The organism is Granulicella aggregans, from assembly GCF_025685565.1.
GTDB lineage: Bacteria > Acidobacteriota > Terriglobia > Terriglobales > Acidobacteriaceae > Edaphobacter > Edaphobacter aggregans_B.
On record NZ_JAGSYE010000007.1, the window covers coordinates 33,440 to 50,123 of the forward strand.

At 56.0% G+C, this 16,684-nt stretch carries 12 protein-coding genes and 2 pseudogenes; 5 read left to right on the forward strand and 9 right to left on the reverse strand.

Annotation, left to right across the window (positions count from 1 at the left end; all coding sequences use genetic code 11):
* Positions 1 to 46 precede the first annotated feature (46 nt).
* Positions 47 to 2,743: a protein kinase domain-containing protein gene (locus tag OHL18_RS22335; RefSeq protein ID WP_263377099.1), complete on the reverse strand. Its 2,697-nt coding sequence runs from the start codon at positions 2,741 to 2,743 to the stop codon at positions 47 to 49.
* A gap of 167 nt (positions 2,744 to 2,910) precedes the next feature.
* Here OHL18_RS22335 and OHL18_RS22340 point away from each other — a divergent pair, with 167 nt between their 5' ends.
* The 4 genes from OHL18_RS22340 to OHL18_RS22355 all read left to right on the forward strand — a co-directional run bounded on the left by OHL18_RS22340 (position 2,911) and on the right by OHL18_RS22355 (position 7,143).
* On the forward strand, positions 2,911 to 3,795 hold the full coding sequence (locus tag OHL18_RS22340; protein WP_263377100.1) for a hypothetical protein: 885 nt from the start codon (positions 2,911 to 2,913) through the stop codon (positions 3,793 to 3,795).
* A gap of 74 nt (positions 3,796 to 3,869) precedes the next feature.
* Positions 3,870 to 5,432, forward strand: a complete 1,563-nt coding sequence (locus OHL18_RS22345) for a hypothetical protein (RefSeq protein WP_263377101.1) — start codon at positions 3,870 to 3,872, stop codon at positions 5,430 to 5,432.
* 71 nt (positions 5,433 to 5,503) lie between these two features.
* A complete protein-coding gene (locus OHL18_RS22350) occupies positions 5,504 to 6,118 on the forward strand; it encodes a hypothetical protein (RefSeq protein WP_263377102.1) in 615 nt (204 codons plus the stop codon).
* A gap of 635 nt (positions 6,119 to 6,753) precedes the next feature.
* Positions 6,754 to 7,143: a DUF1016 N-terminal domain-containing protein gene (locus OHL18_RS22355; protein WP_263377103.1), complete on the forward strand. Its 390-nt coding sequence runs from the start codon at positions 6,754 to 6,756 to the stop codon at positions 7,141 to 7,143.
* A 642-nt stretch (positions 7,144 to 7,785) separates the two neighbouring features.
* Here the strand turns inward: OHL18_RS22355 and OHL18_RS22365 are convergent.
* Positions 7,786 to 7,998: a hypothetical protein gene (locus OHL18_RS22365; RefSeq protein WP_263377104.1), complete on the reverse strand. Its 213-nt coding sequence runs from the start codon at positions 7,996 to 7,998 to the stop codon at positions 7,786 to 7,788.
* Positions 7,999 to 8,152: 154 nt separating this feature from the next.
* Here OHL18_RS22365 and OHL18_RS22370 point away from each other — a divergent pair.
* Positions 8,153 to 8,524, forward strand: a pseudogene (locus tag OHL18_RS22370) (integrase core domain-containing protein); the annotation flags it as partial.
* A 181-nt stretch (positions 8,525 to 8,705) separates the two neighbouring features.
* Here OHL18_RS22370 and OHL18_RS22375 read toward each other — a convergent pair.
* The 7 genes and pseudogenes from OHL18_RS22375 to OHL18_RS22405 form a co-directional block, all read right to left on the reverse strand.
* Positions 8,706 to 9,185 carry a helix-turn-helix domain containing protein gene (locus tag OHL18_RS22375; RefSeq protein ID WP_263377105.1) on the reverse strand — a complete coding sequence of 160 codons (480 nt, stop codon included), beginning with the start codon at positions 9,183 to 9,185 and terminating at the stop codon, positions 8,706 to 8,708.
* Between the two features lie 214 nt (positions 9,186 to 9,399).
* Positions 9,400 to 10,308: an acyltransferase family protein gene (locus tag OHL18_RS22380; protein ID WP_263377106.1), complete on the reverse strand. Its 909-nt coding sequence runs from the start codon at positions 10,306 to 10,308 to the stop codon at positions 9,400 to 9,402.
* 518 nt (positions 10,309 to 10,826) lie between these two features.
* Positions 10,827 to 12,339, reverse strand: a pseudogene (gene tnpC / locus OHL18_RS22385) (IS66 family transposase).
* Positions 12,340 to 12,467: 128 nt separating this feature from the next.
* Positions 12,468 to 12,815 (reverse strand): IS66 family insertion sequence element accessory protein TnpB, encoded by a 348-nt coding sequence (tnpB, locus tag OHL18_RS22390; protein WP_263377107.1) that lies wholly within the window; start codon positions 12,813 to 12,815, stop codon positions 12,468 to 12,470.
* A complete protein-coding gene (tnpA, locus tag OHL18_RS22395; RefSeq protein ID WP_396275113.1) occupies positions 12,812 to 13,198 on the reverse strand; it encodes an IS66-like element accessory protein TnpA in 387 nt (128 codons plus the stop codon). Before tnpA ends, tnpB begins: the two co-directional genes overlap by 4 nt.
* A 359-nt stretch (positions 13,199 to 13,557) precedes the next feature.
* Positions 13,558 to 14,643, reverse strand: coding sequence for a sulfatase-like hydrolase/transferase (locus tag OHL18_RS22400; RefSeq protein WP_263377108.1), 1,086 nt, complete (start codon positions 14,641 to 14,643; stop codon positions 13,558 to 13,560).
* Between the two features lie 524 nt (positions 14,644 to 15,167).
* On the reverse strand, positions 15,168 to 16,565 hold the full coding sequence (locus OHL18_RS22405; RefSeq protein ID WP_263377109.1) for a class I SAM-dependent methyltransferase: 1,398 nt from the start codon (positions 16,563 to 16,565) through the stop codon (positions 15,168 to 15,170).
* Between the last annotated feature and the right edge of the window lie 119 nt (positions 16,566 to 16,684).

Sequence of the window (16,684 nt, forward strand, 5' to 3'; positions counted from 1 at the left end):
TTCCCCTTCTTTAGCTGTTCCCCTAGTCGGCTGTCGTCACTGTTCATCATCGAGCGGCAACCAACCCTTTCACCCGGGCGACTGCCCGCCGTTCGTAGGCGTCAGCTTCTGGTTTGGCAAGATAGGGGGCTGCTTTGTCGGCGTAGAGTTTGGCGGAATCCAATCTGCCTTCAAGCAGAGCAAGTCGTGCTTTGTCCGCGTCGACGTTCCCTTCGACATTCGCATAACCAGGAGTTTGCGCCATTGCTCCTATATCGACTGCGCTCAGCAGCCGGTCCGCTTCCGCCAATTCAGTTACTGGCGGTTTGTGCTTTTCGTTTTCCATCAGGGCAATCCTGCATTCTGCAAGCGCAAGCGTCCCAGCGCTTAGGAAAACAGGCTGACGCGAAGCGCCATTGCCGCTCTCTGCCATGACTTGGCGAGCGTGTGACATCCCGGCACTAATATGGTTGCTGCGGCACTCCATCATAGCCACATCTGAGAGATTGCTCTGAGCCAGGTATGCGCCTCCAGGCATTCCTTCTGCCAGTTTGCCCACAGCAAGTTCGTCTCGGATGGCGTCTTCATAGTCTTCCATGGCGCCTTCGGTCTCGCCCAGCATGGTCAAAGCAGCCAGAGTGAGCTGGTTCTGCGGTCCAAGCGCCTTCGAGAACCGTTGCTGGTTCTTTCTACCCTGGGCGATAGCTTCCGAATACTTGCGCTCAAGATACAGTGATTCCTGCAGATACATCTCCGGTTGTAGAAGTGCGTTGCTCTCAGGCCCGTCATTCAAGGTGATTGTGGCAATTACCTGGCGAGCAGCCAGCTCGGCTGCGACACCGTCGTCGAGCCGAAGGTAGATACCGGATAAGCGTCCTTCAAGGGCGATTAGCAACTCCGGGCTGAAGCCCGGGGTAGTCTGAGCCCTCTGGATTGCCTGATTCAGCGCATTCACCGCCAATTGCGGACTGGAACTGTAGATCTGGATTCCGGTTGCCACCAGAGCCTGCCATCCTTGAACTTCGGGACTCACCTCATGCAAACGCGCAATCGCCTGCTGTTGAACCGCCAGCCCTGCCTTTGCGGAGTCAATGGATCCGGAGAGGTGACTGCGTAACTGAACATTCTCACGACGCAACTCGGCTACGATTGCATCCTGTGAGAGCGACCCTTCCGCATCTCGGAAGCGTGCGGCGGCCTGCGCAAACTGCTCCTCCGCACTCGTGTAATCCGTGCGCGCATCGAGAGCACCACCAATGGCGAGGTGCAACCGGGCCGCGACCTCCGGAGCATTGGCGAAGCGGTGGTCAATCTGCGGAAGCACTTTATCGATTGCGTCGATCAGAGTCACCTGCGGTCCAGAGCCGGCCGGGGACGCGAAGGGATTACTCTGTCCAAGTAGGTCATCAGCGAGAAAACGATTCATCTCCGTGAGAGTTCTGTTGCTTTGCTCGGCTGCATTTCGAGCACGCACGGCGCGGCGTCCGAACCACAAGCTCGTACACAGCCCTAACGTCAACGCCAGCATCGCGAGCACAACCCAGGGTCTGCGAAGGTGCTCCCGTTCAAGCGCGCGCCGATCACGTTCGCGCTGACTTATTTCTACCAGGCGCATGGTCCGCTCTGCGTGCCGCGATGCAAGGGTGTGGAGGCGGATGGCCAGGTCGGCCGCCGCAGGGATGCGTTTGGCCGGATCTACGTTCGCAGCGGCCGCGATGTCCTCCCGCAGTAGCGGATCGTCAATGCGGTCTTCCCACCCGGGTGAGAGAGGTTCGATAAAGTCGCCGCATAGAATCTGATAGAGCATAACGCCAAGCGCGTAGACATCGGCCAGCGTGCTTGCCGAGCCGCCGGCCATTGTCTCGGGAGCGCGATACATCCCCGTCCCTACGGGCGTCCCGGCAGACCGGTCTCCGTCCGCAAATCCGTGCTGGGTGATTTCCATCTGGTGCAGACGTTCCGGCTGAGTGAGCGAGGCGACGCCGAAGTCCGTGACTTTGATTGCCAAACTACCAGCCGGCTCGCCTCCTTCCGCAAGCTCCACTCCGGCGCCATCTTCCAGAATGAGAATATTAGAGGGCTTGAGGTCGTTATGCAGAATTCCAAGCGAGTGCGCCGCCGCGACTCTCTCGGCCAGTTCCGCGACCATTGCGACCCGCCCTTCCCTTGAAAGCGACTTAAACCAGTCTCCTTCGGCAAATTCGAGCAGATTCACGCCGCCGTATTCGCTTTCGGTGAAGTAGGGAAGATCCTCAAACTCCCAGTCCATCACGCGGACGAAACCGTTGTTGTTTGCAAGGGACTTCTGCAGCAGCCGTGATAGGGTTACCTCTCGCTGCAGGGCGCGCAGTCGCACCCCGTCGACGGCAAACTTGAAGACCCGGACCTCACGCGTTTTCATGTGCTCAGCCAGCCACACGGTTGCCGAGAGGTCGAGGGAACGCTGCGCTTTCCAGTTTGGTCGACCAGGAATTGTCTCTCCAGCTTCAAGTTGGAAGACTGGCAGTTCCGGCCCCTTGGCGATCGTCTCGACCACGGGCACCGCCATGCGATAACCGACGTTCGGCACGGTCAGAATGATCTCATCCCTCCCACCTCCGAAGGCTGCACGAAGCTTGCGAATAGCGGTGGTGAGCGAGGCATCGCTTGCTCCGGCGGGGGTGTTAGGCCAGTTGGTTCCAAGAAGCGCGTCCTTGGTATGCACCTCATCCGGTCGCTCTAGGAGCAGGACCAGGAGATCCGCCGGTTTGGCCTCGATTCTCACCGGCTCTCCATTAATCAGGAGTTGCCGGCTGAGTTCGATGAACTCGCACCAAGCAAACTGCCACCTTCTGCCTTCTCTTACTGTGCTGCGCGGCCGGTTTTCCAAGATTATTGGCCCTCTTCATATTTCTTCAGAACCCGCTAGGACTCGCTTGACGTGTTTCAGCCATGCTCACTTCGGAAGTGGGCGGTTGCATTCCTGAAATTGCATTTCCGGAAGAGATGCAACCGAAATGGGAAAAGTTTGCCGTTACGACCAGGAGTGACTCAAGCAAGCCAATAGAAAGGAGCAAACGGATGACCAAGCGAGGAAGGGTTCTTCGGGACACAAATATAGGTCCCGGGCTGTTAACCGTGGAGGGCAAACAGTACTCTTTTCGGCTAGAGGGGATGTGGCGTTCGGAGGTGCCGCCGCGCCTAGGTATGACGGTCGATGTGAACTTCGACGGTGATGGCGCGCCAGCCGAGGTCTTTGCAGTCTCTGAGAGTCAGATCGCCAAAGAACACGCACAGAGAGCATTCGACGGCGCTCTTCGGCACGGAGGAGCGGTTAGAGGCGCTATCGGTGCGTCCGTCGGTGGGGATCTGAAGCGGCGCTTAGGGATGTTGACGATTGCCGCCGAACTGATACTGCTGCTGGCGTTCTTTGTTCTGCCCGATCTGCAGGTCGGCGGTTTTGTATCGCGCGCGCTGTCTGGATGGGATGCGATCGGACTCAACCCCCAAACGCAAATGACGAATGATCATGGCTTTCTTAGTTTGCTTGCGATGATCGCTCTGTCAGCTCCATTGGCCGTTCCCTTTCTCAAGCAGGTCTGGGCGAGATGGCTCAATGCTGCCCCGATTGCTTTCCTGCTACTGGCCGGCATCGCGATTGGAAGCCAGGTGCACAGTGCCGCTTCGGCGGCTGGGAATATGGGCGAGGAGCTTGCCGGCGCGGCTGGACGTCAGATGGCCAGTCAATTCGGCCCCTCTTACAGCTTGGCGGTGGGTGCGTATCTCGCCATCATCTGCGCAATCTATCTCGTCACGCGAGCGTTCAAGAGTAACTGACCCTTGGCGCTTGCGCCGTGTCTACTCGGCGCAATACCTCTCACGACAGTGCAACCCTTTTGAAAGGAAATCCAATGCGTCTTTGGAAGTACCTCCCGCTCCTTATAGTCATGATCTTGTGGGTTGTTAACCCTGCTTTGAAGGGTTACGCGCAGAACGTCCAGGGTGCAGCCGTTGGAACTGCAATAACCAACGCGGATGTGATCGCGCTCGTTCGCGCAGGAATGTCGGACGACATCGTGGCCGCAAAGATTCAGGCTGCCCCGGCCACGGCCTTTGACACAAGCGTGAGCGGTCTCACGGCTCTTAAAGCGGCAGACGTCTCATCCGTTGTCATCCGTGCCATGATCAGCCCGCATCCGACCGCAAACTCTTATATTGGCGCGAAATCTGCTGGAGGAGTAGATCTCGACGATCCCACGGCACCTCATAGCCCAGGGGTTTATGCGCTTTATCGCAGCGCGGACGGTCAGGTGCACCTGGTGAAGCTTGAGGGTACGAGGCCACGCGGCGCGAAGAACAGCGGCCTGTTTCTTCATGCGCTTACTCAGGGGATCACCACTTCAAAGACCCAGCAAGTGATCGAAGGTGCCAAGGCCACGATCGAGTTCACAGAGACGAAGCCAGTCTTCTATGCCTATATACCGGATTCAGGTGGTTCTTTTGCCGGCGGGATGAGCGTGAAGGACCTGGTTCTCACCAAGTTTGAAGTGAAAGGGGATACAAGGCTCTGGACTTACGCCGCCCGCGGGCTGTTCGGCGGAAGCAGTGAAGTGGGCAGCAATGAAAAAGACAGGCAAGGTTTCTCGACCGAGCAGATTAAGCCCGGCATTTATAGGCTCACGCCTGAAGCTGACCTTGCGACGGGACAATATGCCTTCAAGTACGCGTTCTCTTACTTCGACTTTGGCATCCAGCCAGGGGCCAAAAGTCAACCTGTAACCCCGCCTCAGACTTCGACTAAAGTTCCATCGCAACCGCAGCCTCCTCCAGCGCCCGTCACAGGCAAAGCGGGCGACTTCTCCGCAGGGCCCGGTTTGCCAGTCCTGCACACCGACCGGACACCCTACGACGGCTGCCACTGGGTTCCGGTTGTCAGCAAACGGTATGGGTTCGCCATTCTAGTAATGAGCTGTACAGGGCCGGGTTCTGAGAACATGCCACAATACTCCGCCGACGACCCCACGTTCATCAACTCCTACTTAGAAGACCAGCGCCTGCAAGCCGCAAACCCGAAGACCTATAAAGCAGTTGCCATTAGGGTCTTTACGAAACCTGCCGCGCAGTCGCTCGATGCAGCCGTGCGGCAACAGATTCTGCCGACGATCAAGCTTCGCTGGCGAACTTCTTGTCACGTCAAGCTAAGCCAAGGACAGCAGGCCGGTACGGGCATGCAGACCTATGACTTCACTTCAACAATGGGGCCGGGTCTGCAGGCCGCTAAGAAAGCAGATTTTAGTGATGCGCTGCCCTGCTCGCCCTGGGAAGACAACGACTCCGCCGCCAACTTCTACTACAAGCCCTCCGAGTCGAAGACCATCTTCTTTTTCAGCGATACAGGCCAGGATGCGCCGAACTATGACATGGATTCCATACGCTTCTTGAGGCCGGATACAACAACGCAAAACCCGCAATAGCAGAAGACAACATCGCTTCCCATCTGTATGGAAAGCAATTCACCTCACCGGAAATACTCCCAGGAGATCTCATGAAACATCGTCTGAGCCTGCCACTCCTCCTTGTCGTCGTTGCCATTGGGTGCGATAAGAAGGTCGCCAACTCCTCCAATCTGGAAAAGGGACTGAACCACTACCTAACTGCTCAGCAGCAGTGTCCAAATACTCATGCTGCCGATTTTCCTACTCAGCCCATCGTAGCCCGAACTGACTATGACGCTTACGCCAAAGTTGGTCTTGTCTCAAAGGTGCCCAGCGCTTTGGATGGAAACGGGCAACCGCGTTTCATCTACGACCTTACAAGCAAGGGTAAGGACACGCAATACAAGGGCAAGATACTGAGTGGCAACGAGACCCCGCGAATCTTCTGCTTCGGCACTCTGAAGGTCGACAAGATCCTTAATTTTACCGATCCAGCCCCGAATCAAGGCGTTAGTGAGACTCATGTCTATTACACGACGAAGCTTGTCGACACGCCAGACTGGCTCGCCGATCCCGATATTCAGGGTGTCTTCCGCAACTTCCCGACCATCATGGAAGTAAACCGGCGCAAGATCCGTGCATCCCAAGGGCTACCTGACAACTCTAAGATGGAAGCGGCGATGGGTCTGACTGCGGAAGGCTGGCGCGTCCCTCAGGACATGTAGATCAGCTATACACTTCGCTCCTGGCCAATGAAGCTCACACCGCCAAAGAGAAGATAAGTGAGACGGTCACGCGGGTCTTCCTTTCAATCAACCTGAACAGATCGGACCTGGAATTGCCTATGTAGATGGGGTTCTGTCAGAAAACGGAAAATAAAGCACGGTAAGGGCCTGACGGCCTGCGGGAGAACCAACTCCTTACGGATGCCCCAGCGACCGCACAGAGGGCATCCAGACAAGCCCTTCCAGCATTGGAAATGCCGGTTGCAACATCCGCTGTTCTCACTAACGCTGGTTTGTGAGAACACTTGGAATTGAGAAAGGCCTGGCCTAAAGTCCCTCATCTTGCGTCCTCGAAACCTGTTCTCGTTTGCTGTTTTTGCCTGCATTTGGCCACTTCATGGGTTCTGAGTAGAGGGGAGGCAGTGAGCGTTCGAGCTGAGCAGACCAATCGCTAACGTGCCTTATTATCCGTTTTCTGACGGGGCCCCTGTGTAGGCATCTATGGCGAACGAGACAAGCAAGCTGACTAAAAGTCCTTTGGAAACGAACGGACTGCTTCATATACTTCGCGAGCTGATACAGGATGCTCGCCAGAAGGTACTCCGGGCGGTCGACGCAGTTCAGGTGCAGACCTGTTGGAAATTGGCCGGCATATCGTGGAATTTGAGCAGCGCGGGGCTGCTAGGGCGGAATACGGTGCTTGCTTGCTCCCAATTCTGGCAGAATCCTTGAGCCGAGATTTCGGCAAAGGGTTTGATGCCTCGAATCTCCGGTACATGCGTTTGTTCTACCAGGCGTTCCCGATTCGTGACGCACTGCGTCACGAATTGAGCTGGACCCATTATCGAACGCTACTCAAGGTTGAACAGGAGGCGGCCAGAACCTGGTACATCACCGAGGCCGCGGCTCAAGGTTGGACGACGCGGGCGCTGGAGAGGCAGATCAACACACTCTACTATGAGCGGCTGCTTGCAACCTCAGACCGGACACGTTACCGGCAACCGCCAGTACGAATCCGTCCGTAGAATAGCGACTACAGTTTGTTGACAATGTCACTGTCTGTTGCTGTGCGTTCGGAGTGCCTGCCGCTCTTATCGACTGGTGCAGAGGTATATCTGAAGCGTCTGCACTTCTCCTTTTTGCACGGTCACTCGGGTATTGCCTACGTGAAGACTCTAAGAGTCAGCAACTTCGTGGCCACCTGAGCGGGGTCTTTAACTGTGGTGTCTCAACAGGGTGTTGACATCGAAACCTGATCGGCTGCTGGGTGGCGACTGACTGAGGCTAGCATTTGGTCTGTGCCAGTTGTACTGGTGTGTCCCGGGTTTTAGCGAAGCTGTTCGTTCGGCGGAGTTCTCGTACGGCGAACGTAGGCCCACGTTCGGATAATTGTCTGGATGAACCGTTCTGCCTTGCCGTTGGTGCGTGGTGTGTAGAGAGGAAGCACATCGCCAAGAAATGCAATCCCAAGTACGAGTTTTCAGTTGGGGGGCATGGTAGTGCTGAGTCACGCCGGTCTTGAGCAGATGGAGCAGGACCTGAGCGTCCTTCGGATCGATCTTGTCCCAGGAGTTGTGCATGGCTTCGCGGGTACAGGCCACAGCCAGCGAAGCGATCAACTCCAGGTGGAAGCCTTCGGCCTGCAGGAAGTGCGCAAGCGGCCGGTGCTAGTTCCCAGTGGCCTCGAAGGCGATGCGCACCGGGTGCTTCAGGCCATGAAGAAAGTCGGCAAACAACCGGAACTCGGCCGAGGTGTTGGGCAGGATCAAGCGCTTGCGGTTCTTCCATCCCGGCGCTTCGATCAGGACATCATGACGGAGCTTGGCGATATCGATCGCTACCAGAACGGTGGACGGTTGAGTAGGCTGGACAAGGGACATGGCTGGTTCTCTCCTGAAGTGAAAGTAGGCATACGTTCAGCTTAGGAGACCTAGGCCAGCCATGGCCCAGCGAATCGGATCTCGGTCGCTACGCTCCCTCGATCCGGTTCGCTGCCTTCCTCCAACCCTTCCTTCCAAGTGCTTCGTGTGGTGCAATGGTCCGGAGTTCGTCGCGAAGGACCTAAGGAAATGGCTGGCAAAGACAGGAGCAAAGACGCTGTACATCGAGCCCGGCTCTTCCTGAGAGAACGGCTACTGCGAGAGGTTCAACTCCAAGCTGCGGGACGAGTTCCTCAATGGGGAAATCATCTACTCGATGAAAGAACTGCGCGTGCTGGCCGAACGCTGGCGCGTCCACTACAACACCATCAGACCGCACTCCTCGCTTGGCTACAGATCACCGGCACCGGAGGCGTGACTGACAAACAACATGGGGCATGGAGAAGTGGAAACCGCTACGCGCTTCCCACTTCTCCACACGCCCGACGGCGGCCACTTGAACTCAGAAATAGCTGCGCTAAACTAACTCATCCAACGGCACAGAAGATCGAGCGCTCCAACGTACGCAGGGCGGAGGGCGGATCGAACGCCAGATAATAGCCGGAGACGGCTCGACTGTAGTCGTCGATCGCGATAGTCAGCCATGGTCGGGCGGAGGTTCCGTCACCTTTTGGGATGCTGATGCGAAGCTGGCAGTGGTCAACCTGCTAGATCCCATTTGGTTTTGAAGCCTCTCGCCGATGGACGAGATCGAAGGTTTCGCTGTAGATCTTGCCGCCACGATGGGCCAGGGTCACCAAGCTCGGGGGTAATCGGCGGATCAGGTCGTAAACCATCCAATAACTTGGTGACGGCTCGCCTTCGAGCTCGGCAAATCGGCACACTTGGCGATGAATTGAGGCTGCCGGCAACGGCGGGCGCTCCAGAGCCAGCCCTTCGATCGCCTCGCGGACTTTCGGGGAAACAGCTCTCCTTACGCCTCGATCTCCGCGCGCCCTGCGGGCTAGACCTGCAAGCCCAAACTTCCGGTAATGCTCGACCCAGCGTTGCGCTGTCCGGAAGGGAATCTCAGATGCAACTGCGATCTCACGCAGAGTCTTTTGTTCTGTCAGGTAAGGTTCAAGCAGATGGAATCTTGATAAAGCCTGCTCACGTTCTTCCGACGGCAATTCCGTGAGCGACCGCATGTCCGGAGCATACGCCACATAACTCCACAATGAATACGCCACATAATGTCAAAAGCTACACCATAAGCCTACGACAAATAGCGCCTCAAGAGCTACGACGAATAATTCCACAAACCACACCCCGGGCAGCGCTGACTCTTCGGTTTTGACTCGTCGGCAGGGCTCTTGACTTTACTGGAGAGACAACTCAGAACTCCTCAGGCCTCTAGCACTATTAAGGTCTTGGAACTGCCCATTTGAGTCTTTGCATAAGCGGCTTCTCCATCCATCGATAGGTTAGTGATGAGAGCCAGATGGCCACGCAGGCGTAGCCCAATACAAGAAGATCGGCCTGTACCTGCGCCAGTTGATGTAGATGCTTATAGGCAAAGACTAGCGCGAGCAAGAAGAGGGTGTGAACGAGGTAAATGGAATAGGAGGCGTCACCTAGATAAGTGAGCCAGCGCGGCATCTTTAATCCGGCAAGGAACCGGATTGCACCGGCATATTTGATTGTGATGTCGGCAATGACCATTCCAGCAACGAACTCCAACATCTTCCAGTTTGTGAGGACGTGACGGGTTGGTCCATCTGGTAAGCGGAAAGCCACAGATGCGGCAAGAACTAACATACAGATAACGAAGAAGGTTCGGGCGCGCCAAGCTCCGGCGATGGCGATTCCGAAGGCGAGGTAAAACAGCAATTCAAAGGTGAGCGTCCAGCCCTGCGCGAGAAGAGGGCTATATACGCGCCCGTCCCATACCGGCAGAAGCAGGTACGAGCGTAGAATAAATCGCCAGATCGACGGGGGATGCAGGTCGTGTCTAGCGACACCGCCCAGCCACAGAAGTAGCATGACGGACGTCCATATCCAGTAAATTGGATATATGCGTATTGCGCGCGCACGGAGGAACGTGAGGGTGTCACGCCAGCCATTTCGCCGTGATGATGTATAGGTCATCACAAATCCGGATATCACGAAGAAAACATCAACGCCAAGAGCCCCGAAGGGATATAACGTAACGAATAGTCCCGGACGGGCCGCGTGGTTCATGACTACTTGAGATGCATGCACCATAACTACGACGCTTGCAGCTACTGCACGCAGCGCTTGAAGAATAGGAAGAGACGGTCTTTGTGTCATTAGGAAATGCCCAAATCATACAGGAGTGGGCCACCTGACCCAAAACCCAAAACTGAGCCGCTTTGAAGTTTAGGATATCGATTTGTGACCCGCCCTGGAAAACTGAGCCAAAGTCTGCTGGAGATTTCGCTTGCGAGGTTCGGTTTGTGCCCGTTCGACGGGCAGATTTGCGGCGAGTGTAGCTCAAGTGAGTGCCTCAAGCAACAAGGTTGACGGGTTGTTGTTGTATCTCTCTCCTATCGCCGCCGTCGTACGGTGGAAAAGTGGGAGCCGCGCAGCGTCTTCCAGGGCGGTTGTACCGCCGTCTTTTCCACGGCTGCAGATGGCGGCGAACTCGGCCGGGGTGCGGTCGGCAAGTGGCGAGTGGGGGCGGTAGTCGCGCCGCCAGAGATAGAGTTCTCTTCTCACGTCGGCCAGGTTGAAGAGTAAGCGTTCGGTGATGGCCGTGGCTTTGGCTGGTCTGAGTGTATGAGGTCGAACGCCGCTGAGTGTCCACGTATCTTTATGTGGGCACTTATTTAGGACTGGTCGTTAGCGCTTTCGATGGATACATTCCAAGGCAGGAGATCGTTGATCTTGCTGATGGGGTGGTCGGCGATTCGTTCGAGCACGTGCTGGAGATAGATCTCCGGGTCTAGTCCGTTGAGCTTGGCTGATCCAAGCAGCGAGTAGATGGCCGCGGCGCGTTCCCCTCCGTTGTCCGAACCAGCGAAGAGGTAGTTCTTGCGTCCGAGGGCGACGACGCGCAACGCACGTTCGGCGGCGTTGTTGTCGATCTCAAGCTGACCGTCGTCGACGTATCGTGTCAGCGCACGCCAGCGAGAGATCGCGTAGCGGATCGCAGCCGCAGTGTCGGACTTCGGAGAGAGCTTCGCGAGCGTGGCTTCGAGCCACGTGTGCATGCTGTCCAGCAGAGGCTTTGCTCTGGCCTGACGAACCGTCTTCCTGACCTCTGGCGTACTGCCGCGTAACTCCTTTTCGATGGCGTAGATCGTTGCGATGCGCTCGATCGCTTCTGACGTTATGGGCGAAGCGTGTGCGAGATGGATCTCATGGAACTTGCGCCGCGCGTGCGCCCAACAGGCGACCTCGTAGATCGCTCCTCCTTCGTAGAGATGGTGGAAGCCGGCGTAGGCATCGGCCTGAAGAGCACCGCGATAGAGCTTGAGGTGTTCGCGTGGACGTTCTCCCTTGCGGTCGGGCGAGTAGGCGAACCAGACGGCGGGAGCATCGGTCGAACCGGATGGCCGGTCGTCGCGGACATAGGTCCAGAGCCTTCCGGTCTTGGTCTTGCCGGTGCCGGGCGCAAGCACCGGGACCGGTGTGTCGTCGGCATGCAGCTTGCTTGCCGCGAGAACATGATCGCGAACGGCTTGAACCAGCGGCGCGAGCAGCTCACTCGTTGCTCCAACCCATCCGGCCAGCGTGGAGCGGTCGAGATCGACGCCTTCGCGGGCATAGATCTCCGACTGACGATAGAGCGGGACGTGATCGGCATACTTCGACACCAGCACATGCGCGAGCAGTCCGGGTCCTGCGAGGCCCGATGGGCCGCGACGGCGCCGGTGCCTGCACGATGCGGTCGCAGGCATCGCAACTCAACTTCGGACGAACGTGCCGGATCACCTTGAAGCAGGCTCGCACGTACTCCAACATCTCGGCCACGTCTTCGCCCAGCGGTCGCAGACGCTTGCCGCAGTCGGGGCAGGCCTCCTGCTCCGGCATGTGGGTGTGGACCTCGCGCGGAAGATGCTCCGGCAAGGCGCGGCGAGACGGCTTAGCCGGTGCGGGCCGCTCTGCGGGCGTGATCGCGTGTGTCTCTTCGACGACGGTGGCGACTTCAAGGTCTTCGATCTGCAACTCAAGCTGTTCGATCTGGCGGAGAACCTTTTCGCTCTTCCTGCCGAAGAGCATGTGCTTCAGCTTCTCGACCAGCAGCGTGAGCCGTTCGATCTCGGAAGTACGCGAGCTGAGAGCGGCCGTATAGCGCTCATGCTGCGCCTTGAAATGATCCTGCTGGGCGAGGATCATCGCCTTCAACGCTGCCGGATCGAGAGCATCCAGATCGGGCAGGCTGAGGGCTGAGAACATGAGCGAAGTATGCCACAAAACGAGGCGGCTTAGCAGAAGAAAAGCCGCATGAATACAGGAGAAAACACTTAAACACTCATCACCCGTTCGGCGGTTCTGAGAGGCGCTCTCCAGTCGATTCCTTCCAGCAGCATCGACAACTGCGCACCGCTCAAAGAGACTGTACCACTCGACGCCTGAGGCCATACGAAGCGGCCCCGTTCCAGCCGCTTCGACAGCAGACACAGACCGTCGCCATCGAACCAAAGCACCTTCAAAATGTCGCCTCTGCGACCGCGAAAGACAAAGACATGCCCCGACAGCGGCTGCTGTTCAAGCACCGTCTGCACCTGGGCGCTCAGGCCATGAAAGCCGCGCCGCATGTCCGTCACACCGGCAGCAATCCATATCCGGGTGCCCGCGGGAAGCGAGATCATGCGCGAAGACTCTCCAGCACGGCACGCACGACTGCCGGATCGAGATCGCCTTCCAGGCTGATCAGCGCACGTCCCGGCAGCTCGACATGAATCGCGCCAGCCCGAGACGGTTGAGGCTCAACAGGCTTCGCCAACGTGACTTCTTCGCCGATCGAAACCGGAAGCAGCTTCAACTCGGAGGCAGGAGTGCCGCCCAGAGCTCCACTCCGATACAGCCGCCGCCACTGAAACACCTGGTTCGCGTTGATCCCGTGTCTGCGAGCCACGCGAGCCACCGAAGAACCCGCCTCCAGCGTCTCTTCCACAATCCGCCGCCGCTCCTCCGCACTGCGCCGACGACGACCCGACCCAGCCAAATCACCCACACTCTCAACGTCAACCATCAGCACATCATCATCACCCAAAAGCAAGATGTACACGCGGCCAACACAGGACGCTTACCGTTCAGATCAAGTTCTGCATACTTCTTCTTCCACAGATAGAACGTCCGCTGGCTGATCCCTCCATCGCCGCGTCCCCGGACTCCGCCTCACGTAAGACGCGCGGACTCTCCTCTTCGCTGTGTCCCTTTTTGCCCATAGACCGGCTCTCCTGTCGCCCTTTAAGAGAACCATCCCAAACGAAACTCCTCAACTTAAAAACTGCCTAGTTTTGGGTTTTGGGTCAGTCGACCTACAGGCAAGAAAGAGATCCAATGCTCACACTACTCGCTAAAAACTCTCTACTGTCCTGAAGCCGAAATCTAATTTGGCATTCGTTTTTGACCCTGCAACGTGACCCACGACGCAAGATCTTGTGGGGAGACGATTTGCTTTGCCATGATCGCATCGAGGAGGCTTCGTGTATTGACGGCTGGAAAGCGGATATCGATTGTGGTTCCGACTTTCTGTTTTGGAAGTTTTACGATATAGCCTGGACGGTCATCAAACCTGCCGCCGTTGCTTGCCTCTTGCTCCTCAGGAGTCCAGTCCGCATTAGCAGCCCATAGCAATTCTGTGCGCCAAGAATGATCACCCATGATGACGATCGCGGAAGAGTCCCACTGCCCTTTGGCTTCAAGCAAAGATCGTACGTGACCAAGATATGCATCCGCTAAAGCTAAGTTGTCTATATAAGTGGAATTTCTTGTTGTGAGGATGTGCTTGGTTCGGTTGTAGATGCCGCCTGGATGAGGAACAGACATATGGATCAGGATGAAGTCAAAAGCGGGGTCGCGAAGGAGTTGATCAGCTGAGTCTGAGATCAGCTGATAATCCAAAATATGCGGCTTGTTAGCAGTATCCTCAGCGTTATTTCCATGAACAATGGCAAATGGCAGATGATCCATGACGCTGGAGCTTAGTAGCAACGGATTAAAGATATTATCTGCTGTCGAGGCGCGTGGCAGCATTTTATTTGGGGCGGGCAGGCCCAAGGTCCAATAACAGGAGTCAAGGACCTCCGGAAGAGTGCGGCAATAGGGATTGTACCAACCTGCGATCGCCGTGTGGTATCTGGCAGCCAAGGCATCGCTGAAGACCGTGTCGTGTTGGTCAAAATCCAGCCACCGTTTCGTTAGAGGATTGTGAATCTTTAGGCGAACCCCATCTGATGAGGGGTGAATTTGATCTACCGCCAGACCAGCCAAAAGGGACGGCATGGCGATCTCCGTCATGATGCCAGCGGGCACAACGCCGGTAAATACTGTGGACTGTTTGGCAAGTTGATCAAAGGCTGGGAGATTGAGGTTGTGGAATCGGTGTTCATACGTCTGTTGATAGGAGAGTTCGTCTAGTACTATCCATATGATGCGTGGATGGCACACCATCTCTTGATTAGGAGAGATCATGGTCCGATGCAAAGGTAGTGGCACATTGAGCCCACGCGCCTGCCAGCCGAACCAAGCTAACTGGACTAAGACAACGGATCCCCATATAGCCACAATACAGAGTGCATCTAGCGTAAGCGTTCTCAGACGCTCCAAGGTTGCCCGATGGACAGATCGGTAACACATACAAAACGACATAAACAATATCGTGGACAGTCCCAACAGACTAGGACTGATCCAATGCGGCGGGTGCCAAGTTACGAACAATGCGACGCTTTTGAGAGTGGCCCATGGCAGGAATAGAGAAATTCCCGCCCATAAGGTTATTGCTTCTCGTCGTGCGCCCTGTGCGAAAAACAGCAAACACGCAAAGAGAAACCATACGAAGGTGAACTCAAACACTGAAGGGATGAATAGCGCGCTGGCGGTGCCACTCCAGTGATAAATCGCGTTGTGGGACGGGGCGACTAGAGGGCCTACAATCCATAGGCAGCAGAGTGTCGTTACACCTAGAGCAGCAGCGGTTGAGCGAACCAAGCGCCGCTTCATTTCTTCCTCAAATGCAAGAGAATTCTGCCGTTGCGCAATGTTTTCTCTTTGATCGTCTCAAAATAATTGCCAAAGACATCGCGAAAGGATGGCTCATCGATGTGCTGGTAAATGCTTTTTCGACCGCGCAGGATTTCAATAAATTTCACGTCTGAAGGGGGAACCCACTCTATGATGAGATCCTTGGTTGTGAGGCGACTGCAAAGCGAAGCTATGAGGGACAAGGGAATTTGGCTGCTTAGCAAGAGATGATGAACCACTGCGAGCATGAGGACGGTGTCAAAGTGACCAGAACAGCGATCAAGAAATGAGACCGTCTCTCGATTGTCCCAGCCGGTTGCAGGTGTTGGATAAGCAAGATCAACACAGAGTGGAAGAATGTTCTTTCCGTGGTTCAGCGCATTCATCGCAACGCGATCGACGGCGTTCGAATCAGTGTCAATCGCAACGACCTCCGCGCCCAAATCGGCTGCAAGGTTCGAGTAAACGCCTGTATTACAGCCAACGTCCAAAACGCGGCGGGGATGCAGTTGCGATAAGGTGGCCTTGACGAACGCCAGCTTGTTTGTGTGGTCTTCTGCTTCGTAGTGGGTTGCGGTATCGACATAGTTGGACCACAAAGACCCTCTTTGAGGGGGCATTGCTCGCTGCATATCGCGTTTCAGAGATGTGAGCGCTTTGCGGATAATTTCTTCCACGATCTCGGGATCATTCGCTATCCGAGATCGAATCCTGGATGTAGTCGCGCCTTTCGTTTCAGTGTTTTTAGCGAACAAAAGTGGGAGAGTCACGGAGGTAAGAGCAGGCCTTTTGATCTTCCGGGACCAGGGGAGTGCCTTAAAAAGATCCTCAGGCTCGTAGCCATCACGCCTCACGATGGTCGTCTGAAGGGGCCACCCCAACTGAGAATGGGCCAACATAGGAAGAAGAAAGGTACGAACAAATTGCCCATACGCAAACCAAAGAGGGCATTTCCGATCCATTCGCTGAACCGAAGGCACATCCACGAAAACGGGGCTGGCTCCACGGAACAGCACGTTGAGCGGAGTCGCGTCCTTTAAAATCCACCCCTCAACAAGCAACTCTATACACAGATCGAGTGTCAACTCAGCCGCCGATAGCCATAGCGAAGGGGGCCACTCCCAGGGATAAGAGCGAAAAGCAATGAGGGGGTGACGCAGAAAGAGGTTTTGATCTGCAACAACCGGATATACAACCTGACTAGCGACAATAAGATTGCGCGAAACAAGGCTAGCGTATCTTGGTGTGTTTAGAAATTCGAGAAGGTCGTTTGCGAACGGGCTATTTATAGAGCGGTAGACGCTGTCTGGACGAATCGTGATGCTACCGGCAGGGTCACGAAAAGTAGGGAGGGAGAAGGTCGAAGCCTCCATCTACTCTGATCTCTTCTCCGGTCTTTTGACCTCATTGATGAGCTTTCTTAAGCGTTTGCGAAAATAGATTAGAGAGCCTGTAATGAAAGCGCTTAGGCCCTGAAAGACGAGGATTGCAG